The sequence below is a fragment of the Kitasatospora sp. NBC_01287 genome (genome assembly GCF_026340565.1).
Lineage (GTDB): Bacteria > Actinomycetota > Actinomycetes > Streptomycetales > Streptomycetaceae > Kitasatospora.
This window is the reverse complement of record NZ_JAPEPB010000001.1, coordinates 3,312,239-3,332,944: the sequence shown is the minus strand read 5'-3', so window position 1 is coordinate 3,332,944 and position 20,706 is coordinate 3,312,239. Positions and strand designations below refer to the sequence as shown.

Here is a 20,706-nt window from a genome sequence, read left to right as displayed (position 1 = left end):
GCGGCCCCGGCCGGCTGACCGCGGATGGACCCGCGTCTACAGGTGGACCACCGGGCAGGTCAGTGTCCGGGTGATCCCGTCGACCTGCTGGATCTGGGCGACCACCAGGCGCCCGAGGTCGTCGACCGTGCTGGCCTGGGCCCGCACGATCACGTCGTAGGGACCGGTGACGTCCTCGGCCTGGATGACCCCCTCGATCTTGCTGATGGCCTCGGCCACGGCACTGGCCTTGCCCACTTCGGTCTGGATCAGGATGTATGCCTGTACCACGGAGGACCTCCCGGCGGCTGGGGGTGGCGGAGCGACGACGACGGCGCGGCCCGCGCGGGTCGGTGGGAGCGGGCACGCCGCGATGGACTGGATCACCACGCTACCGCGCGCCGGGCCCAGGAGGGGAGACCTGCGGCGGGCCGGTGGGCGTTACGCTTCGCGCGGGGCGCGCGTCTCGTGCCCGGAAGCTGACTCGGAGAGGACGGCAGATGCAGGGGACCGTGGGCGAGCTCGGCGAGTTCGGACTCATCAGGGAGCTCACCGCCCGGTTGCCGCTCACTGCCGCGGTGGAGCTCGGCCCGGGTGACGACGCCGCGGTGGTCAAGGCCCCGGACAGCCGGGTGGTGGCCACCACCGACGTGCTGATCGAGGGCCGGCACTTCCGCCGCGACTGGTCCACCGCCTACGACGTCGGCCGCAAGTCCGCCGCCCAGAACCTCGCCGACATCGCCGCGATGGGTGCGGTGCCCACCGCGATACTGCTGGGCCTGGTGGTGCCGGCGGACCTGCCGACCACCTGGGCCACCGAACTGATGGACGGTCTGCGCGACGAGTGCCAGGTGGCCGGGGCCGGCGTGGTCGGCGGCGACGTGGTGCGCGGCGAGACCATCACGCTGGCCATCACCGCGCTCGGCGACCTGCAGGGCCGTGAGCCGGTCAAGCGCTCCGGGGCGCAGGTGGGTGACGTGGTCGCGGTGACCGGCTGGCTGGGCTGGTCGGCCGCCGGGTTGACCGTGCTCTCCCGCGGTTTCCGCTCGCCGCGCGCCTTCGTCGAGGCGCACCGACGCCCCGAGCCGCCCTACCACGCCGGCCCCGCGGCGGCCGAGCTGGGCGCCACCGCGATGATCGACGTGAGCGACGGGCTGGTCGCCGACCTCGGCCACGTCGCCGCCGCCAGCGCGGTCGACATCGACCTGCGCGCCGCCGACTTCGACGTCCCGGCCCAGATGGCCGACATCGGGCAGGCGGTCGGGGTGGACCCGCTGGTCTGGGTGCTCTCCGGCGGCGAGGACCACGCGATCGTGGCCACCTTCCCGGCCGGCGTCCAGTTGCCGGCCCGCTGGCGGGTGGTCGGGCAGGTCGCGGGACCGGCCAGGACCGGTCGCACCGGCCGGGTCACGGTGGACGGCGCGCCCTGGGACCGCTCGGCCGGCTGGGACCACTTCGCCGAGGAGTGAGCCGCCCGCCATTTGCCGGTCGGTCCAGGTGTCGGCCGCCGGGCCGGGCGTCGGCCACCGCGTAGGCTTCGCCCCATGCGTATCGGTGTGCTCACCAGTGGCGGCGACTGTCCCGGGCTCAACGCGGTGATCCGCTCGGTGGTGCACCGGGGGCTGGACGTGCACGGCGACGAGATCCTCGGCATCGAGGACGGCTTCCTCGGCCTGATCGAGGGCCGCGCCCGGCTGATCAGCCATGACGACGTGACCGGCCTGCTCACCCTGGGCGGCACCGTGCTCGGCTCGGCCCGGGTGCACCGGGACAAGATCGAGTGGGCCGTCGCCAACGCTCGCCGACTGGCCGGCGACCTCGGCATCGACGCGCTGATCGCGATCGGCGGCGAGGGCACGCTGACCGCCGCCAAGATGTTCAGCGACGCCGGGCTGCCGGTCGTCGGGGTGCCCAAGACGATCGACAACGACATCGACGCCACCGACGTCACCTTCGGCTTCGACACCGCCGTGCACGTGGCCACCGAGGCGATCGACCGGCTGAAGACCACCGCCGAGTCGCACCAGCGGGTCATGGTGGTGGAGTTGATGGGCCGGCACACCGGCTGGATCACCCTCACCGCGGGCATGGCCGCCGGGGCGCACGGGATCCTGATCCCGGAGAAGCCCTTCGACACCGAGGCGGTGGCCCGGATGATCGAGGAGCGCTTCGCCCGCGGCAAGAAGTTCGCCATCATCGCGGTGGCCGAGGGCGCCCAGCCGATGCCCGGCACGCTGCGCTTCGACCACGGCGGCGTGGACCAGTTCGGCCACCAGACCTTCGGCGGCATCGGCACCCGGCTCGCCCACGAGCTGGAGGACCTGCTCGGCAAGGAGTCCCGCCCGGTGATCCTGGGCCACACCCAGCGCGGCGGCACCCCCACCGCGCGGGACCGGGTGCTCGCCACCCGGTTCGGGTGGCACGCCGTGGAGGCCGTCCACCAGGGCGCCTTCGGGCACTTCACCGCGCTGCGCGGCACCGAGATCGAGCTGGTCCCGGTGGCCGAGGCGGTCACCCGGCTGAAGACCGTGCCGCAGGACCGCTGGGTGGAGTCGGAGGCCGTGCTCTGACGTCGCCCACCGTCCTCGCCCACCGTCCGCCGTCGCCCACCGTCCGCCGCCGCTTCGGGCTCGCCCGGTAGGTTGGGCCCATGTCCGTTGAAGCACCCCGTGCAGCGCAAGCCCCCCCGCGGGTCCTGACCATCGCCGGCTCCGACTCCGGCGGCGGGGCCGGCATCCAGGCCGACCTGAAGACCATGCTCGCCCTCGGCGTGCACGGGATGAGCGTGATCACCGCCGTCACCGCGCAGAACTCGCTCGGCGTCCAGGGCTACTGGGAGCTGCCTGCCGCCGCCGTCCGGGCCCAGCTGCGCAGTGTGGTGGACGACATCGGGGTGCAGGCCGTGAAGACCGGCATGCTGGCCTCGATCGAGCTCGTGGAGACCGTCGCCGAGCTGCTCGCCGATGTCGGGGCGCCGATCGTGGTGGACCCGGTCGGGGTCTCCAAGCACGGCGACGCGCTGCTCGCCGCCGAGGCGGTCGCCACCCTCCGGGACCGGCTGCTGCCGCTGGCCACGCTGGCCACCCCGAACCTGCACGAGGTGGCCCAGCTCACCGGGATCACCGTGCTGGAGGAGGGTGAGATGCGCCCGGCCGCCGACGCGCTGCTCGCGCTCGGCCCGCGCTGGGTGCTGGTCAAGGGCGGACACCTGCCGGGCGAGGCCGCCGACCTGCTGGCCGGGGCGGACGGTGAGGAGCACTGGTTCCGCGCCCCGCGCCACGACAACCGGCACACCCACGGCACCGGCTGCACGCTGGCCAGCGCGATCGCCTCGGAGCTGGCCAAGGGCCAGGAGGTGCCGGCGGCGGTGGCCGCGGCGAAGGAGTACGTCACCGGCGCGATCCGGGCCGGCTTCGCGCTGGGCGCGGGCATCGGTCCGGTCGACCACGCCTGGCGGCTGCGCGGCTGAGCGCTCCCGCGCCGCCCGCCCGGCTCACCGGGCCGGGCGGCCCGGGCGGCAGGGAAAAGCAGAATGCCGATCCATCCGAGGATGGATCGGCATTCCGGAGGACCGGCGTACCGGTCTGCGCGTCAGCGCGAGACCTTACCGGCCTTGATGCACGAGGTGCACACGTTGAGCCGCTTCGGCGTCCGCCCGATCACAGCGCGCACCGTCTGAATGTTGGGGTTCCAACGACGGCGGGTACGGCGGTGCGAGTGGGAGATGTTGTTGCCGAAGCCCGGCCCCTTGCCGCAGACGTCGCAGTTGGCAGCCACAGGAGTCACTCCAAGACTTCAGATCATTTACGTTCGAAAACCCCGGCTGAACCATCCTGGCCACTCACGTGGTCCGATTCGGTTCAAGGGGGAAGCCCGGATTGTTCCAGGCAACCGGAGCAGCATACATCGACTGCTCCCGCTCCACGAAACTACCATGTTCGATCCCTCGACCCCTCCTCGTCGGCCGCTCGGCCGCTCGGTCGGGACCCGCCCCCGGACGCCCCGATAACCTGCTGGCAGCCCCACCCCGCAGCAACATCCCGTTGCCGTCGTGTTCACCTGGAGGAGACCCGGTGCTGGAGACGCTCGACGCCCCCGCCGTCCGCACCTGGTGCCGCCTCGCGTTGTCCGCCCTCGGCCAGGCCCGCGAGGAGATCGACGCGCTCAACGTGTACCCGGTGCCGGACGGGGACACCGGGACCAACCTCTTCCTCACCGTGGAGTCCGCCACCGCCGCCGTCGAGCAGTGCTTCGAGCAGACCGCGCTCCAGGCCGCGCCGCGGGCCGCCGGGCAGGCCGCGGCGCCGGAGGCGCCCCCCGCGCTGGCCACCGCCGTCAAGGCGATGGCCAAGGGCGCGCTCCTTGGTGCCCGCGGCAACTCGGGGGTGATCCTGGCCCAGTTGCTGCGCGGGATGGCCGAGGTGCTGGCCGCGCAGGGCGGCGGCCCGCAGCCGCTGCGCCAGGCGCTGGCCCGCGGTGCCGCCGCCGCCTACCAGGCGGTGGCCGACCCGGTCGAGGGCACCCTGCTGACGGTGGCCAGGAGCGCCGCCGAGGCCGCCGACCGGTCCGCCGGTCCGCTGACCGAGGTGGCCGCCACCGCCTACCAGGCCGCCCGCGTCGCCCTGCTGCGCACCCCGGGCCAGCTCGCGGTGCTCGCCCAGGCCGGGGTGGTGGACGCCGGCGGGCGAGGCCTGGTGGCCGTGCTAGGCGCGCTGGCCGACGCGGTGGCGGGCCGGCAGCCGATGGGTCCGGTCGCGCGCGGCGAGGACCTGCCGACCGGAGCCCCGGGGCACGGCGGGCACGGCGGGCACACCTGCGCGGACGAGGCGGAGCGGCTGCCCGGCCACCCCGCCTTCGAGGTGATCTACCTGCTGGACGCCCCGGACGCGGCGCTGCCCCGGTTGCGCGCCGACCTGGCCGCCCTCGGCGACTCGCTGGTGGTCGGCGGCGGCGACGGCCTGTGGAACGTGCACGTGCACGTCGACGACGCGGGCGCGGCCGTCGAGGCGGGCCTGGCGGCCGGTCGCCCGCACCGGATCCGGATCACCCACTTCGCCGAGGCCGCCACCCGCGCCGGGGCCGGGCCCGGCGCGGGGAGCGGGCCCACCGAGCGCGCGGTGCTCAGCGTGGTGACCGGAGCGGGCCTGGCCGAGCTGTGCCGCACGGCCGGCGCCGCCGTGCTGGCCGCCGACCCGGACGCGCCGCCGTCCAGCGCCGAACTCGCCGCCGCGGTCCGCCGGTGCGGCGCCCGCGAGGTGATCGTGCTGCTCAACGACCCCGAGCTGCGGGCCGGCGCGGGGGCCGCGGCCGAGCAACTGCGCGACGAGGGGGTGCGGATCGCGGTGCTGCCCACCCGCTCCCCGGTGCAGGGCCTGGCCGCGCTCGCGGTGCACGAGGCGGGCCGCCGCTTCGACGAGGACGTGGTCGCCATGACCTCCGCCGCCGGCGCCACCCGGTACGCCGAACTGGCGGTCGCCGAGGGGGAGTCCTGGACCATGGCCGGGGTCTGCCAGGCCGGCGACGTGCTCGGCCTGATCGACGGGGACGTGGCGGTGATCGGTCCGGGCATCGCCGAGACCGGCGCCGAGGTGCTCTCCCGGATGCTGGCGGCCGGCGGCGAGCTGGTCACCCTGGTGCTCGGCGACGGCGCGCCCGAGGATCTGGCCGAGCACCTGGTGGCGCACGCCCGGCGGCAGCGCCCCGAGGTGGACACCATGGTCTTCGCGGGCGGCCAGGAGAGCGCGCCGCTGCTCATCGGGGTCGAGTAGCGCCCGGCTGTCCGCGCCGTGGTGTTCCATAGGGTCTGATGGCTGCCCTGGACGAACCCCTGACCAAGCTGGTCGGCGACCGCACCGCGAAGGTGCTCGCCGACAGCCTCAAGCTGCGCACGGTCGGCGACCTGCTGCACCACTACCCGCGCCGGTACGCCGAGCGCGGGCAGTTGACCAGCCTGGACGAGCTGGAGGCCGACGAGCACGTCACCGTGCTGGCCCGGATCGAGAAGGTCACGCTGATCCCCTTCCGCGGCCGCAAGGGCGACCGCCTGGAGGTGGTGGTCACCGACGGGCGCGGGCGGCTCTCGCTGGTCTTCTTCAACCAGGGCTGGCGTCAGAAGGAGCTGAAGCCCGGCCTGCAGGGCCTCTTCGCGGGCAAGGTCGGCGTCTTCAACCGCAGCCGCCAACTGGCTTCCCCCGACTACCAGTTGCTCGACGAGAGTGCCGGCGACCCGACCGGGGCCGACGACACCGCCCGGCAGTTCGCCGGCCGGATGATCCCGGTCTACCCGGCCAGCAGCCAGATGCCCAGCTGGAAGCTCTCGCTGGCGGTCGAGATGGCGCTCACCACCCACCTCGGCGCGGTCGGCGAGCCGCTGCCCGAGGCGCTGCGCGCCGAGCGCGGCCTGCTCCCGCTGCCCGAGGCGCTCGAACTGATCCACCGGCCGCGCGACCAGGCCGAGCTGGAGCGGGCCAGGGACCGGCTGCGCTGGGACGAGGCCTTCGTCCTGCAGGTCGCCCTCGCCCAGCGCCGGGCCGCCGCCCACGCGCTGCCCGCCGTGCCGCGCCCGGTCCGTCCGGGCGGGCTGCTGGACGCCTTCGACGCCGAGCTGCCGTTCACCCTGACCGCCGGCCAGCAGGCGGTCGGCGCCGAGATCTTCGCCGACCTGGCCACCGAGCACCCGATGCACCGCCTGCTGCAGGGCGAGGTCGGCTCCGGCAAGACGCTCGTCGCGCTGCGCGCGATGCTCGCGGTGGTGGACACCGGCGGGCAGGCCGTGCTGCTCGCGCCGACCGAGGTGCTGGCCCAGCAGCACCACCGCTCGATCGTCGAGATGATGGGCGCCTTGGCGCAGGGCGGCATGCTCGGCGGCGCGGAGCACGGCACCAAGGTGGCGCTGCTCACCGGCTCGATGGGCGCGGCGGGCCGGCGGCAGAACCTGCTCGACATGGCCTGCGGGGACGCCGGGATCGCGATCGGCACCCACGCGCTGATCGAGGACAAGGTGCAGTTCCAGGACCTCGGCCTGGTGGTGGTCGACGAGCAGCACCGGTTCGGCGTCGAGCAGCGCGACGCGCTGCGCGCCAAGGGCGGCCGGCCGCCGCACCTGCTGGTGATGACCGCCACCCCGATCCCGCGCACCGTCGCCATGACGGTCTTCGGCGACCTGGAGACCTCGGTGCTCGACCAGCTGCCGGCCGGGCGCTCACCGATCTCCAGCCATGTGGTGCCCGCGCTGGAGAAGCCCAACTTCCTCGCCCGCGCCTGGGAGCGGATCCGCGAGGAGGTCGGCAAGGGGCACCAGGCCTACGTGGTCTGCCCGCGGATCGGCGACGAGCCCGAAGAGGCCAAGGGCGGGCAGAGCGAGGGCGGGCAGGGCAAGGGCGGCCAGAACAAGGGCGGCCAGAAGAAGCGCAAGGCCGCCGCCGAGGAGCCCGTGGACCTCGGCGCGGACAGCGAGGAGCGCCGCCCGCCGCTGAGCGTGGTGGGGACGGCGGAACTGCTCGCCCAGGGGCCGCTGGCCGGCCTGCGGGTGGAGATCCTGCACGGGCGGCTCGCGCCCGAGGCGAAGGACGACGTGATGCGGCGCTTCTCGGCCGGTCAGGTGGACGTGCTGGTCGCCACCACGGTGATCGAGGTCGGGGTGAACGTGCCCAACGCGACCGCCATGGTGATCATGGACGCGGACCGGTTCGGCGTCTCCCAGCTGCACCAGCTGCGCGGCCGGGTGGGCCGCGGCAGCGCGCCCGGGCTCTGCCTGCTGGTCAGCGAGATGCCGGCCGGCAGCGCCGCCCGGGCCCGCCTGGAGGCGGTGGCCGCCACCCTGGACGGCTTCGCGCTCTCCCGGATCGACCTGGAGCAGCGCCGCGAGGGCGATGTGCTCGGCCAGGCGCAGTCCGGCGTGAAGTCCTCGCTCAAGGTGCTCTCGGTGCTGGAGGACGAGGACGTCATCGCCGAGGCCCGCGCCGAGGCCGCCGCCCTGGTCGCCGTCGACCCCGAGCTGGCGGACCACCAGGACCTGCGGGCGGCCCTGGCCGGCCTGCTCGACGAGGACCGCGCCGCCTACCTCGACAAGGGCTGAGGGCGGCTGTCGGGCGGATACGCACGGCCCCTCGATTGTCAGTGCCCCGCGCGACAATGGAGGTGTTCAGGACGGAGCGTCAAGCTTCGTTCCTGGCACGACAACTGGGGGTCATGCCATGGCATTCCGTCATCTCAACGAACTCCCGCTGGGCGACAAGGTCTTCCGGGTCGAACTCGCCAGCGACGACGACCGAGAGGTCACCCTCACCCTGACCGGCTGGCGCGAGGGCGCGGCCGCCGACCAGATCGCCGCCGGCAAGCTCCGCCTCCCGGTGGAGGACGTCGCCAGCCTGCGGATCGCGCTCAACCGCGCGCTGCGCGCCCTGGCGATCGTCGCCGACGTCGCCGAGCCCATCCCCGACCGCGACGTGCTGCGCGAGCTCTACCCCGGCCACGGCGCCCCCTGGGTGCCGCAGCACGAGGAGGAGCTGGTCCGGCGCTTCCACGACAGCGAGACCATCGCCCGGATCGCCGCCCGCTTCGGCCGCACGCCCGACTCCGTCCGCAGCAAGCTGCGCGAGCTGGGCCACGACCCGCGCCGCCCCGAGTACTGCCCGCCCGACGGCTGCCTCTCCTGGTCCCGCTACGCCTCGCCGGCCCTGCTCGGCGCGGCGGCTCCCAAGGAGTAGCGCCGCCCGGTCCGCCGGGTCCTGAGCACCGAGCGCCGCCCGCCCCGTATAGCGTGGTCACCGCACAGCTGAGAGGACACCATGACCCGCGTCATCGCCGGGGCGGCCGGCGGCCGCCGACTGGCCGTACCGCCCGGTCGGGGCACCCGCCCGACCTCAGACAAGGCCCGTGAGGCGATGTTCTCCACCCTGGAGGCGCTGCGCGGCACCCTCGTCGGGGCCCGCCTGCTCGATCTCTTCGCGGGCTCCGGCGCGGTGGGCCTGGAGGCGCTCTCCCGGGGCGCGGCGCACGTCCTGCTGGTCGAGGCGGACGCCGCCGCGGCCCGGGTGGTCCGGGCCAACGCCAAGACCGTGGCACTGCCGGGTGCCGAGGTGCGGGCCGAGCGGGCCGAGCGGGTGGTGGCGGGCGGCCCGCCCGCCGAGCCCTACGACCTCGTCTTCCTGGACCCGCCCTACGCGGTCACCGACGAGGAGCTGCGCGAGACGCTGATCACACTCCGGGCCGGGGGCTGGATCACGGACGACGCACTCGTCACCGTGGAACGCAGCACCCGGGGCGGCGAGTTCCGCTGGCCCGGGGGCTTCGAAGCGTTGCGCTCCCGCCGCTACGGCGAGGGCACGCTCTGGTACGGGCAAGCCGTCTGACCGCGGCCGCACCGGCCGGGGACCACTACCGAGAGGGAAGCACACCGCAATGCGCCGCGCCGTCTGTCCGGGTTCCTTCGACCCGATCACCAACGGGCATCTCGACATCATCGAGCGGGCCTCCCAGCTCTACGACGTGGTTCACGTCGCGGTGCTGATCAACAAGAACAAGCAGGGCCTGTTCACCGTCGAGGAGCGGATCGCGCTGATCGAGGAGACCTGCGCCCGGTACGGCAACGTCCAGGTCGAGTCGCACCACGGCCTGCTGGTGGACTTCTGCCGGGACCGCGGCATCCCGGCCATCGTCAAGGGCCTGCGCGCGGTCAGCGACTTCGACTACGAGCTGCAGATGGCCCAGATGAACCGCGGCCTGACCGGCGTGGAGACGCTCTTCGTGCCCACCTCGCCGACCTACAGCTTCCTCTCCTCGACCCTGGTCAAGGAGGTCGCCTCCTACGGGGGCGACGTCTCGCACCTGATCCCCGCCGCGGTGCACCGCCGGCTGGTGGACCGCATCGCCGAACGGGCCGCCCGGTAGCGCGAGGAGCGCGCTGGGCGCCGCGGATTCTGACGTACAGTCTGTAGTCCCGCCCCGCGGTACTCACGGAAAGACAGAAGCCCGTGGACGTGCAGAACAGAGTCGACGAGATCATCGCCGTGGTCGAGAACGCCCGCGCGATGCCCATGTCGGCCTCCTGTGTGGTGAACCGGGCCGAGTTGGTGGCGCTGCTGCAGGGGCTGCGCGAGGAGCTTCCCGCCGAACTCGCCCAGGCCCAGTCGGTGATGGCCGACCACCAGCAGGTGGTGGCCGACGCGCACGGCGAGGCCGACCGGATCATCCAGGGCGCGCACGCCGAGCGGGGCTCGCTGATCTCAGACACCGAGGTGGTCCGGCGCGCGCAGGCGCAGGCGGACCGGATCCTCGCCGAGGCGCGCGAGGAGGTCACCCTCAAGCGCCAGGAGGCGGACGACTACGTCGACAGCAAGCTGGCCAACTTCGAGGTGGTGCTGACCAAGACGCTCGGCGCGGTCGGCCGCGGCCGTGACAAGCTGCGCGGCGAGGGCGGCTACGAGCCCGAGGACGGCGAGGAGTTCCAGCCCGCCGTCAGCCCCAGCCCCGAGGTCGACGAGTACGTCGACGCCAAGCTCGCCACTCTCCAGGCGGTGCTCGGCGGCACCCTGGAGGCGGTCGGCCGGGGCCGCGACAAGCTGATCGGCAAGGCCCCGATCGACGAACTGGGCGCCTACCTGGCCGCCGCCGACCAGGCGCAGCAGCAGAAGGACCGGGCCGAGGCGGTGGCGGCCGGGTTCGCGGCCGAGGGCTTCGGCGAGGTGGACGAGGAGCGCCCCTGGTACCGGGAGGAGACCCCGGCGCCGCAGAGCTGGCCGCAGGAGCCCGCGCACTCCGGCCCGCCGGCGGACGCCGGCTGGCAGCCAGTGCCCGGTGAGGGCGGCGGCTTCACCGGTGCGCCGGCCTACCCGGGCCAGGAGTACGCGGAGCCGAACGTCCAGTACGCCGCCGCCGCGCAGCAGGGCGGCTACCAGGACGGCTACGGCGGCGGCTACGATCCGGGGGCCGGCCAGGGCGACCCGTACGCGGGGCAGTACTACCAGGGCCAGCAGCAGGGCGATCCGTACGCGGCCGGCTACTACCAGCAGGAGCAGCCCGGCGGTTACCCGCCCGCGCAGCCCGGCTACGACACCGGCTACTACCAGCAGCAGCCGGTGCAGCAGCAGGTGCAGCCGATCCAGCCCGCGTCGCTGGACGAGACCAGCTTCTTCGACACCAGCATGATCGACATGACCAGGCTGCGGGAGCTCGGCGGCCGCTGAGCGGGGCACCCGGGAGCGAAAGTTGGGCCTGGGCGCATGGTCGGGTACGCTGACCACTCCGGCTCTCTGCCGCCGGATCGTTCGGCTGCCCGCCTTCCGCGGAGCGGGCCGGAACCCAGAGCAAACAAACAAACCACCCGCGCCGCGCAGTGATGCGCCCGCCGCCAGGAAGCCAGGAACCGTGAACCGCCTCGACCACCGCGACCCGCTCGTGTTCGACACGCATGAGCTCGGCCGTCGCCCGGGCTCGATGCGCACGGTGGAGCGGACTCTCCAGGCGCCCGAGGGCCTGGGCATCGTGGACGTGATCGGCGTCCCGGTCGGCAGCGAGATGGCCCTGGAGCTGCGCCTGGAGTCGGTGGTCGAGGGAGTCCTCGTCACCGGCACCGCCGAGGCCCAGGTCACCGGCGAGTGCGTGCGCTGCCTGGAGCCCGTCGAGGACGACCTCGATGTCGAGTTCCAGGAGCTGTTCTACTACCCGGAGACCGACGAACGCGGTCGGTCCCGGAAGCCCTCCTCCGAGGACGAGGCGTCCGAGGAGGACGAGGAAGAGACTTACCGGTTGGAGGGCGACTTCTTCGACCTCGAACCGGTGCTGCGTGACGCGGTGGTGCTCGCACTGCCGCTGCAGCCGGTGTGCCAGGAAGACTGCCTGGGTCTGTGCTCCGAGTGCGGAGCGCGACTCAGCGACGACCCGGACCACCACCACGATGCCGTCGACCCCCGGTGGGCGGCTCTGCAGGGACTCTCCGCCACCCCCGGCGACGAGGCCCGCGGCCGAGCCGCTGATCGGCGGAGCGGAACCGAGAACAGCGACACCCGTGAGGGTCTCGCCGAGAACCAGGAGAAGTAGCCGTGGCTGTTCCGAAGCGGAAGATGTCGCGCAGCAACACGCGCCACCGCCGTAGCAACTGGAAGGCCGTTGTCCCGGCCCTCGTGGCGTGCGACCGCTGCCACGAGCCGAAGCTCGGTCACATCGCGTGCCCGACCTGCGGCACGTACAACCGTCGCCAGGTCCTCTCGGTCTGATCGGCGGGGTGGACGGATCGATGTCGGACGCTCACTCCTCCCGCAAGTCGGGTCCCCGTAAGAGCGGGGGTGAACCGGGCGGCGGGCCGGCCTCGACCGCATACGACGTCCTGGAAGGGCGCCTCGGGTACGTACTCGAGCGCGCCCTTCTGGTGCGTGCCCTGACGCACCGCTCGTTCGCCTACGAGAACGGCGGCCTGCCCACCAACGAGCGCCTGGAGTTCCTCGGCGACTCGGTGCTGGGTCTGGTGGTGACCGACACCCTCTACCGCATCCACCCGGATGTCCCGGAGGGCACGCTCGCCAAGCTGCGGGCCGCGGTGGTCAACTCCCGTGCGCTCGCCGAGGTCGGTCGCGGTCTCGAACTGGGCACCTTCATCAGGCTCGGCAAGGGCGAGGAAGGCACCGGCGGCCGGGACAAGTCCTCGATCCTCGCGGACACCGTCGAAGCCGTGATCGGCGCCGTCTACCTCGACCAGGGCCTGGAGGCGGCGACCGAGTTCGTGCACCGCCTCTTCGACCCGCTGATCGCGGAGTCCTCGCAGCTGGGCGCCGGTCTCGACTGGAAGACCAGCCTGCAGGAGCTGACCGCCTCGGTGGGCATCGGCGTGCCCGAGTACGTGGTCGAGGAGTCCGGTCCGGATCACGAGAAGACCTTCAACGCGGCCGCCAGGGTGGCCGGCGAGGCCTTCGGCAGCGGCACCGGCCGCTCGAAGAAGGAGGCCGAGCAGAAGGCGGCGGAGAGCGCCTGGCGGGCGATCAAGGCCAAGTACGGCGACAGCCCGGCCGCTCCGGCGGCCTGAGGGGGCCGGCCGTGCCAGAACTCCCCGAAGTCGAGGTGGTCCGGCGCGGCCTGGCCAACTGGGTCAGCGGTCGCACCGTCGCGGCAGCCGAGGTGCTGCATCCGCGTGCGGTGCGGCGGCAGCCGGCCGGCGGCGCCGACTTCGCCGCCCGGCTCTCCGGTGTCACCCTCGGAGTGGCCGAGCGCCGCGGCAAGTACCTCTGGCTGCCCTTCGCCACGTCTCCCGGTGCAGCCTCTCCCAGCGCCACGTCTCCCGGCGCCGCCTCTCCCAGCGCCGCGTCTCCCGGCGCCGCCTCGCCAGGGGAGGAGCACGGCTTCGCACTGCTCGGACACCTCGGGATGAGCGGCCAGCTGCTGGTGCAGGACCCGGCGACCCCTGACGAGACCCACCTGCGGGTCCGGCTGCGCTTCACCGACGGCGGGCGTGAGCTGCGCTTCGTCGACCAGCGCACCTTCGGCCACCTCGCGGTCGAGGAGCTGGACGCGGCCGGACTGCCGCTCTCGCTCGGGCACATCGCCCGCGACCCGCTCGACCCGCGCTTCGACGACGCCGCCTTCTGCACGGCGCTGCGGGCCAAGCGCACCACGGTCAAGCGGGCACTGCTCGACCAGAGCCTGATCAGCGGGGTCGGCAACATCTACGCGGACGAGGCGCTCTGGCGGTCGAAGCTGCACTACGACCGCCCCACCGAGACCCTCACCCGCCCGCTCGCCCGGACCCTGCTGGCCAACGCCCGCGGGGTGATGAGTGCCGCGCTCGCGGTCGGCGGCACCAGCTTCGACAGCCTCTACGTGAACGTCAACGGCGAGAGCGGCTACTTCTCCCGCTCGCTGGACGCCTACGGGCGGGAGGGCGAGCCCTGCTACCGCTGCGGCACCCCGATCCGGCGGGCTGCCTGGATGAACCGCTCAAGCTACTTCTGCCCGCGCTGCCAGCGCCTGCCGCGCCCGCGCGCCGCCGGCTGACGGCGCTCCGGGCCGCCCGCACCGCCGGCCGAGCGCACGGCCGGTCACCTCAGCGGGCGGCGCCCGTCGGCTCCTGCGCCTGGACCTGAAGGGCCCCCTCGCCCTCGCCGTAGCGCGCCACCGCCACCGCGCCGACCACCGCGAGCACGAAGCCGACCAGGCCGAGCCAGGCCAGCCCCGGCCGGGCCGCGTCGCCCAGCCAGACCACCCCGACGATGCCGGGGACGACCGTCTCGCCCACCACCAGCGCGGCGGTGGCGCCGTTCACCGAGCCGACCTGAAGGGCGACGGTGTGCAGGTACATCCCGCCCAGACCGCCGACCAGGATCGCGTAGAGCGCCGGGTCCGCGATCAGCTGGCCGACGTCGAAGGGGTTCACCCCGTTCAGGATCCGCACCCCGATGCCGAGCGCGCCGAAGCCGAGGCCGGAGAGCAGGCCGGCCATGATGGCCCCGCCCGCGCCGAGCCGCCGCACCAGCAGCGAACCGCCGCCGATCACCGCGATCGAGATCACCAGCAGCCACCAGTGGGCGGCGGCCGGCTCGGTGCCGGTGCCCTCGTGCCCGGCGGCGACGGCGAGCAGTACCAGGCCGCCGCAGACCACGCCGATCGCCGTCCACTCCGGGCGCCGCAGCCTGATGCCGAGCAGCTTGATGCTGCACAGCGCGGTGATCACCAGGTTGGCGCTGATCACCGTCTGGGAGAGGAAGAGCGGCAGCAGCCGGGCGGCGAGCGCGCCGAGCAGGAAGCCGACGAAGTCGAGCACCGTGCCGAGGATGAACTCCCAGGTGACCACGGCCTTGGCGGTGGAGCTGAGGCTCGGGCCGCCGTGCTCGGTGACCTGGGTGCTCGCCGCGCCCGCGGCCTCGGCCGACCTCTCCTCGCGGGCCGAGCGGCGCGAGCCGACGGCTTGCAGCACCGAGCCGACGCCGTAGCAGGTGGAGGCGGCGACGGCGGTCACCAGGCCGATGATCACAGGTACTCCGATCGGGTCGCGCCGGGCGCGAATGGCGGGAGGGGTCCCACTATGCCCTGCGGGACGAGGCGTCGTGAAACCCCGTCCCGCTCATCGGCCCTGGTCAGTCCACGCAGGGGATGCCGCCCATCCTCACCGCGGGCCCCTGCATCGGCAGCCCGGCCGCCAGGTCGCCCGGGGCGGGGGCGGCGGACGTGGACGTCGCCGCGGCGGATGCCGGGGCGGCGGAGGGCACCGGGCCGGGCGGGGTGAAGCCGGTGCCCAGCGTCAGCTGGACGTGTCCGGCCTTGATGCCCGGGCCCGGGGCGGCCGTGACCCCGTAGCGGGCGGCCACTTCGTCGGCGGCGTCCTTGGCCCCGGTGCCGTAGGCCACCGTGGTCCTGGTCTGCCGCGGGCCCTGGCCGGTGCGGCCCTCGGTGAAGCCGAGCGCGGCCAGCGCCTTGGCCTCGGTGTCGGCGGCGTGCGGGATCGTGGAGGTGTTGACCACGTCGACGGTCCCGCCGGGCCGGGCGCCCTGGTCGGGGTCCGGGTTCGGTGCGGCGGGCGCGTCGGGCGGTGCGGTGCTCGGCGCGGACGGGGCACCGGACGGGGCGGCAGCCGGGGCTTGGCCGCTGTCCACCGTGCTGCCGGCGGGCACCGGGTCGTGCCCGATCAGCTGCTGGACGATCCGCTTGATCTGCACCGGGTCGACCTTGTTGACGTCCTGCCCGTTGATGGTCGCGAAGCCGGCGATCGGCAGGGTGTTGGCCTCCACGTGGCCGCCCGAGAGGTTGGGCGCCTGTTGCGCGAAGTCCAGCACGTTCCAGCGGTCGTCGGTCACCACGTCCCTCTTGACCACGTTGAGCAGCTGCTGCATCTTTCCCAGGTCGCCGACCACGCCCTGGTCCTTGAGCTTCTTCACCACCGAGGAGATGAAGGCCTGCTGGCGGTGGGTGCGGTCGAAGTCGCCGCCGGCCAGGTTGTGCCGCTGGCGGACGAAGGAGAGCGCCTGCGAGGCGTTCAGCGTGTTGAGTCCGGCGCGGAAGTCGGCACCGGAGCCCTGGCCGGCCATCGCCGGGTCCTTGGTGTCGTGGTTGAGGCAGACCGTGATCGGCTGCACCGCCTTGGCGATGTCGTAGAAGCCGACCAGGTTGACCTCGGCGAAGTGGTCGATCGGCACCCCGAGGAAGCTCTGCACGGTGGCCAGCGTCGCCTTGCGCCCGGCCTCGCGGCTCTGCCGCTCCAGATCGGCCTTGCCCAGGCCCTTGCTCGCCAGTCTGGCCTCGGCGGCCGCCTTGGCGATCCCGTAGGCCTCCTTGATCTTGTGCATCTTCCCGTCGGCGCCCACCGTCTGCACGTAGTCGTCGCGCGGGATGGAGAGCGCGGTGACCTGGCCGCCGTTGGCCGGGATGTGCATCAGCATCAGGGTGTTGGTGTTGTAGCCGCCCACCTCGCTGCTGGCGCCCGCGTGCAGCTCGTCCTGGACGAACTCGCCCGGCAGGTCGTTGCCGTCCATGTCCTTGCGGCTGTCCAGGCCGATCAGCAGCAGGTTCACCGAGTTGTCCAGGCGCGGCGGGGCGCCCTTCCTGATGTCGTCCAGCGCGCTGGAGGTGGTCAGGTCGCTGGACAGGGCGTGGACCGCGTACCAGGTGAACCCGCAGGTGCCGAGCACCGCGAGCGAGGTGACGCAGGCCATCGTGCGCCCGGCGACCAGCAGCGGTGAGCGGCGCCGGGCCCCGGTCGGACCGCCCGCCCTGGTGCTGCCGTTCCTGGTGCTGCCGCTCCTGGGGCCCGCGGCCCGGCGGTCGGGGCTGGGCCGGTCAGCCACGGCGGCTCCTCTTCTGCTTCTGCTCCAGGACGATCCGCAGGACGATCACCAGCAGCGCGGCCGCGAGCGCCGCGGCCATCACCGGGAAGCCCCGCACGGCCCACTTGGCGGCGCCGGTCGCCAGCGCCTTGGCGTTGCCGTAGCCGCCGCGGTCGGCGAGCAGTTCGGCGCCGGCAATGCTGGCGAGCACCACCGGGGCGACCCCGGTGAGCACCCACCACCAGCCGGCCCGGGTGGCCAGCCAGGCGGCCGCGGCGGTGCCGAGCACGGTCAGCGCGGTGAAGACGCCGCCCGGCGCCGAGCCGAGCAGCTCGTCGCTGAACGCGCCGACCACCGGCAGGCCGAGCGCGGCCAGCGCGGTCGCGCCCGGATTGGGCCGGCGCGTGCGGCTGCCGCTCCTGGACCGGCCGGCCGCCCGCCCGGCGGCCGCCCGCGCCCGCGCCCGCGTCGGCGGCGCCGCGTCCGCGCCGCGCCGGGGGGCCGGCAACCGCGCGGCGCGGGCCCGGGTCCGCGGCTGCGCCTGCTCAGGCACGTCGCCGGTGGGCGTGCTCGCCCGTTGGCCTGCCATGTCCCTACCTCGTCCGGTCGGCCGGTGTCGCCGGCGGTCGAGCCGACGGCCGCCGGCGTGTGACAGTTGCGCAATCTAGCAAGCGTTGGGGCGGATGCGGGGCTCCCGACGGGTCCCCGGATCCCGGAAGGTAACGCGTGCGTAAGGGAATAAGTTTTGATGTGACTTTGGATCTCCCTTGGTTGACATGGTAACCACCATGGCCGCTGGGACAGTTGGCGGCTCGCAGGGTGATCTGCCGGAGGGCGCCCGGCCCTCGGCTCCCCCTTGGTCCGATGAGCGGACCGGTAGCGTCGGGGCCATGAGAATCGTTCTTCGCCGCTCCCGGGCGGTCGGGCAGGGCGCCGTCCTGGCGGTGCTGCTCGGGCTGCTCCTGCTGCTGGTCCCCGGTACCGCCACCGCCGCGGGCGGGCTCGACGACGCGTCCGCGGCGCTCAAGCAGGGCAAGGTCTACGTCGACCCGGCGATGGCCGGCCAGTTCTCCCAGGCGCAGGCCGACGCCCTGACCAAGCGGATCAAGGACGCCGACAAGCCGATCATGGTCGCGGTGCTGCCGGCCAACGGCCAGTACCAGCCGAAGACGATCTTCCAGGACCTGCGCACCAAGGCGGGCATCACCGGGGTCTACGCGGTCTGGTTCGGCAACCAGTTCGCCGTCCGCACGGACAGTGCCGCGATGAGCGAGCTGACCGCTCGCAACTACGCCCAGGCCGCGTTCGACTCCCATCATGGTGATATCAACGCGACGTTGACCGATTTCGTCACCAATGCCGCGCCGAAGGTGAAGGGCCACGCGCCCGGCGCCGACTCCTCCGGGGTCGGCGCCGCGCTGATCGTGGTCCCGCTGGTGATCCTCGCGCTGGTCGGCGTGGGCGGGTTCCTGCTGGTCCGCCGCTCCCGCAAGCGCAAGGCCGAGCAGCTGGCGGCCGAGCTGCGCGCGCTGCGCACCGTGGTCGACGAGGACATCACCGCGTTCGGTGAGGAGCTGGAGCGCCTGGACTTCACACCGGGCGCCCCCGGCGCGGACGACGCCCAGCGCGCCGACTACACCCACGCGCTGGACGCCTACGAGCGGGCCAAGCGCACCATGGACGAGGCCCGGCGCCCCGAGGACGTCAAGGCGGTCACCGAGGCACTGGAGGACGGCCGCTTCTCACTGGCCACCCTGGCCGCCCGGCGCGCGGGCCACCCGCTGCCGGACCGCCGCCCGCCGTGCTTCTTCGACCCGCGCCACGGCCCCTCGGCGCAGGACGCCGACTGGGCGCCGGCCGGCGGGACCGCCCGCGCCGTGCCGGTCTGCGCGGCCGACGCCCAGCGCCTGGCCGCCGGCCTCGACCCGGCGATCCGCACCGTGCAGACCGAGCGCGGCCCGCAGCCCTACTGGGACGCCGGCCCGGCCTACGGGCCCTGGGCGGGCGGCTACTTCGGCGGCTACGGATCGGGGCTGCTGCCAGGCCTGCTGGTCGGCACCATGCTCGGCTCGGTCTTCTCCGGCCCCGGCGCCTGGGCGGCCGACGGCTACCAGGGCGGCTACGACGGCGGCGGCGAGCAGTACCAGGGGGGCGACGTCTCCGGCGGCGACTTCAACCCGGCGGACTTCGGGGGCTTCAACGGCGGCGACTTCGGTGGCGGCGACTTCGGTGGCGGGGACTCCGGTGGCGGGGACTTCGGCGGTGGCGACTTCGGTGGCGGCGACTGGTAGTCCGTCCCCGCCGGACCCGGGCCGGGTCCGCCTCCTTCGGGAGCGGGCCCGGCCTGCACGGTTTGGGAACGGAACTCCCTGTGGGACGCTGGCCCTGTGACCACCACCAGTGCCACCGCCGGGCCCGGCCCGGGCAAGCCGACCGGCCGCCCCTGCTCCATCGCCGCCGCCCTGCAGATCCTGGGTGAGAAGTGGGCGCTGCTGGCGGTGCGCGAGCTCTTCTACGGCAACCACCGCTTCGACCGGATCGTGCGCAACACCGGTGCCCCGCGGGACCGCCTCACCGCCCGGCTGCGCGCGCTGGAGGAGGCCGGGGTGATCGAGCGGCGGCTCTACCAGGAGCGGCCCGCGCGCTATGAGTACCACCTGACGCAGGCCGGCCGGGAACTGGCCCCGGTCACCCAGGCGCTGCTGGTCTGGGGCGACCGCTGGGCGGTCGAGGAGCCGCCGGTCACCCTGCTGCACCATGCCGCCGGTCACCCGGAGCACCACCTCGACCCCGTCTGGGTCTGCCGCACCTGCGGTCAGGAGTCCGGCGGGTCCGGCGGCGCCGGCGATTCCGAGGTGTCCGGGGGCCCCGGGCTGAGCCTGGACATCCACAGCCCGGGCTGGGACCGCAGGGGACCGGTGGCCTGAGCCCCGGCCTGACCGGGTCGGCCGCCCGTACCGGTGCCGCGTCAGGCAACCTTCGCCCCGTCGCGCAAAAGTTGCCTGACGCGGCACTAGGGTCGGGGGATGCACGACGAAGACGTCCGGGTCACCGCTTGGGTGCGCGGCAGCGTCCAGCAGGTGGGCTTCCGGTGGTGGACCAGGGCCCGCGCGTTGGAGATCGGCCTGACCGGCTACACCGGCAACCTCGGGGACGGCCGGGTCCAGGTGGTCGCCGAGGGTCCGCGCGCGGCCTGCGAGCAACTGCTCGGCCTGCTCCGCGGCCCGGGCACCCCCGGTCGGGTCAGCGGGGTGACCGAGATCTGGAGTGCCACCGGCGCGGGCTACGACGGCTTCGCCATCCGCTGAGCGGGCCGCCGTGACCGCCCGCCGGGGCCACCGGGCCGGATCGCGCAGACGGCGGGCGGGGTGCGCGGCCGGGTGGAGCGGGGATCACAGTGGTTGCCATAACGCGCTACTCGTGGTTAACTCCGCACGTGCAGTGATCCACCAGGTCCGACCGGTGGCGTCACCCGCTGCCCATGGCGTGAGTCCACCGCCATGCAGGTGACAGCGGGGCTGTAGCACGCGGTGATCGTGTTGACCCGTACGGTCTTTGGTGAGACGCTGGAAGCCCGCGCACGCGACCGTGATTTCGGGCAGGGTCATGCCTTGTGGCCGCACGTCCACAGTGTCTGACCTGGTCGGCCGTAGCCGACTGCTCGGCATGCGCAAGCGCGCGCGTCACCCCTTCCCTCGACCTGTACCGTACCGGTTCGGTCACTCAGCGTGGAGGACCATTTATCATGGCAAAGGCGCTTCTCGGTTACGTCGGCGGCCCCGACCCGCGAATGCTCTCCGAGATGCGGCGGCTTCAGCTGCGCGTCCAGGACCTGGAGGCCGAACTCGTTCGGATGCAGGCCGAGAACGACGCGCTCGTCGCTGTCGCCGACGAGCACTCCCTGCTCGACAGCATCGGCCTCGGACAGCGGGAGCCCGCACTCACCTGAAGCACAACTGACGTCGACCGGCCCCTGGACCGG

At 73.7% G+C, this 20,706-nt stretch carries 22 protein-coding genes; 17 read left to right on the top strand and 5 right to left on the bottom strand.

The window, feature by feature from the left end; all coding sequences use genetic code 11:
* Positions 1-36: 36 nt before the first annotated feature.
* Complete coding sequence (locus OG455_RS13885) at positions 37-270, bottom strand: Lrp/AsnC family transcriptional regulator (RefSeq protein ID WP_266293546.1); 234 nt, start codon at positions 268-270, stop codon at positions 37-39.
* 209 nt (positions 271-479) lie between these two features.
* On the opposite strand from OG455_RS13885, the gene OG455_RS13880 reads away from it, so the two are divergent.
* From OG455_RS13880 to thiD, 3 genes are all read left to right on the top strand, one after another.
* Positions 480-1,448 carry a thiamine-phosphate kinase gene (locus OG455_RS13880; RefSeq protein WP_266293544.1) on the top strand — a complete coding sequence of 323 codons (969 nt, stop codon included), beginning with the start codon at positions 480-482 and terminating at the stop codon, positions 1,446-1,448.
* 75 nt (positions 1,449-1,523) lie between these two features.
* The gene (locus OG455_RS13875; protein ID WP_266293542.1) at positions 1,524-2,549 is read left to right on the top strand and encodes a 6-phosphofructokinase; all 1,026 of its coding nucleotides are present in this window, start codon (positions 1,524-1,526) and stop codon (positions 2,547-2,549) included.
* 80 nt (positions 2,550-2,629) lie between these two features.
* The gene (thiD, locus tag OG455_RS13870; protein ID WP_266293540.1) at positions 2,630-3,448 is read left to right on the top strand and encodes a bifunctional hydroxymethylpyrimidine kinase/phosphomethylpyrimidine kinase; all 819 of its coding nucleotides are present in this window, start codon (positions 2,630-2,632) and stop codon (positions 3,446-3,448) included.
* Positions 3,449-3,570: 122 nt separating this feature from the next.
* Here thiD and rpmB read toward each other — a convergent pair whose 3' ends face one another.
* Complete coding sequence (gene rpmB, locus OG455_RS13865; protein ID WP_035846000.1) at positions 3,571-3,756, bottom strand: 50S ribosomal protein L28; 186 nt, start codon at positions 3,754-3,756, stop codon at positions 3,571-3,573.
* A 296-nt stretch (positions 3,757-4,052) separates the two neighbouring features.
* Between rpmB and OG455_RS13860 the strand changes: the two genes are divergently transcribed.
* The 10 genes from OG455_RS13860 (at position 4,053) to mutM (ending at position 13,962) form a co-directional block, all read left to right on the top strand.
* Positions 4,053-5,747 (top strand): DAK2 domain-containing protein, encoded by a 1,695-nt coding sequence (locus OG455_RS13860; RefSeq protein WP_266293534.1) that lies wholly within the window; start codon positions 4,053-4,055, stop codon positions 5,745-5,747.
* Between the two features lie 38 nt (positions 5,748-5,785).
* Complete coding sequence (recG, locus tag OG455_RS13855; protein WP_266293532.1) at positions 5,786-8,056, top strand: ATP-dependent DNA helicase RecG; 2,271 nt, start codon at positions 5,786-5,788, stop codon at positions 8,054-8,056.
* Between the two features lie 118 nt (positions 8,057-8,174).
* Positions 8,175-8,687 carry a hypothetical protein gene (locus OG455_RS13850; protein WP_266293530.1) on the top strand — a complete coding sequence of 171 codons (513 nt, stop codon included), beginning with the start codon at positions 8,175-8,177 and terminating at the stop codon, positions 8,685-8,687.
* Positions 8,688-8,768: 81 nt separating this feature from the next.
* Complete coding sequence (gene rsmD / locus OG455_RS13845; RefSeq protein WP_266293528.1) at positions 8,769-9,332, top strand: 16S rRNA (guanine(966)-N(2))-methyltransferase RsmD; 564 nt, start codon at positions 8,769-8,771, stop codon at positions 9,330-9,332.
* A 49-nt stretch (positions 9,333-9,381) separates the two neighbouring features.
* A complete protein-coding gene (coaD, locus tag OG455_RS13840; protein ID WP_266293526.1) occupies positions 9,382-9,870 on the top strand; it encodes a pantetheine-phosphate adenylyltransferase in 489 nt (162 codons plus the stop codon).
* Positions 9,871-9,953: 83 nt separating this feature from the next.
* Complete coding sequence (locus OG455_RS13835) at positions 9,954-11,165, top strand: ATP synthase F0 subunit B (RefSeq protein ID WP_266293524.1); 1,212 nt, start codon at positions 9,954-9,956, stop codon at positions 11,163-11,165.
* A 181-nt stretch (positions 11,166-11,346) separates the two neighbouring features.
* The gene (locus tag OG455_RS13830) at positions 11,347-12,018 is read left to right on the top strand and encodes a DUF177 domain-containing protein (protein ID WP_266293522.1); all 672 of its coding nucleotides are present in this window, start codon (positions 11,347-11,349) and stop codon (positions 12,016-12,018) included.
* A gap of 2 nt (positions 12,019-12,020) precedes the next feature.
* A complete protein-coding gene (gene rpmF, locus OG455_RS13825; protein WP_266293520.1) occupies positions 12,021-12,194 on the top strand; it encodes a 50S ribosomal protein L32 in 174 nt (57 codons plus the stop codon).
* Positions 12,195-12,214: 20 nt separating this feature from the next.
* Positions 12,215-12,997: a ribonuclease III gene (rnc, locus tag OG455_RS13820; protein ID WP_266293518.1), complete on the top strand. Its 783-nt coding sequence runs from the start codon at positions 12,215-12,217 to the stop codon at positions 12,995-12,997.
* 11 nt (positions 12,998-13,008) lie between these two features.
* Positions 13,009-13,962: a bifunctional DNA-formamidopyrimidine glycosylase/DNA-(apurinic or apyrimidinic site) lyase gene (gene mutM, locus OG455_RS13815; protein ID WP_266293516.1), complete on the top strand. Its 954-nt coding sequence runs from the start codon at positions 13,009-13,011 to the stop codon at positions 13,960-13,962.
* Between the two features lie 49 nt (positions 13,963-14,011).
* Here mutM and OG455_RS13810 read toward each other — a convergent pair whose 3' ends face one another.
* The 3 genes from OG455_RS13810 to OG455_RS13800 form a co-directional block, all read right to left on the bottom strand.
* A complete protein-coding gene (locus OG455_RS13810; protein WP_266293515.1) occupies positions 14,012-14,938 on the bottom strand; it encodes a hypothetical protein in 927 nt (308 codons plus the stop codon).
* 103 nt (positions 14,939-15,041) lie between these two features.
* Complete coding sequence (locus OG455_RS13805) at positions 15,042-16,745, bottom strand: LCP family protein (protein WP_266293513.1); 1,704 nt, start codon at positions 16,743-16,745, stop codon at positions 15,042-15,044.
* Positions 16,738-17,313: a DUF6542 domain-containing protein gene (locus OG455_RS13800; RefSeq protein ID WP_266293511.1), complete on the bottom strand. Its 576-nt coding sequence runs from the start codon at positions 17,311-17,313 to the stop codon at positions 16,738-16,740. The genes OG455_RS13805 and OG455_RS13800 overlap by 8 nt, the downstream gene beginning before the upstream one ends.
* A gap of 301 nt (positions 17,314-17,614) precedes the next feature.
* Here OG455_RS13800 and OG455_RS13795 point away from each other — a divergent pair, with 301 nt between their 5' ends.
* The 4 genes from OG455_RS13795 (at position 17,615) to OG455_RS13780 (ending at position 20,673) form a co-directional block, all read left to right on the top strand.
* Positions 17,615-19,015 (top strand): hypothetical protein, encoded by a 1,401-nt coding sequence (locus OG455_RS13795; RefSeq protein WP_266293509.1) that lies wholly within the window; start codon positions 17,615-17,617, stop codon positions 19,013-19,015.
* Between the two features lie 96 nt (positions 19,016-19,111).
* Complete coding sequence (locus OG455_RS13790) at positions 19,112-19,651, top strand: helix-turn-helix domain-containing protein (protein WP_266293507.1); 540 nt, start codon at positions 19,112-19,114, stop codon at positions 19,649-19,651.
* A gap of 99 nt (positions 19,652-19,750) precedes the next feature.
* Positions 19,751-20,032: an acylphosphatase gene (locus OG455_RS13785; protein ID WP_266293505.1), complete on the top strand. Its 282-nt coding sequence runs from the start codon at positions 19,751-19,753 to the stop codon at positions 20,030-20,032.
* 437 nt (positions 20,033-20,469) lie between these two features.
* A complete protein-coding gene (locus OG455_RS13780) occupies positions 20,470-20,673 on the top strand; it encodes a hypothetical protein (RefSeq protein ID WP_266293503.1) in 204 nt (67 codons plus the stop codon).
* Positions 20,674-20,706 lie beyond the last annotated feature (33 nt).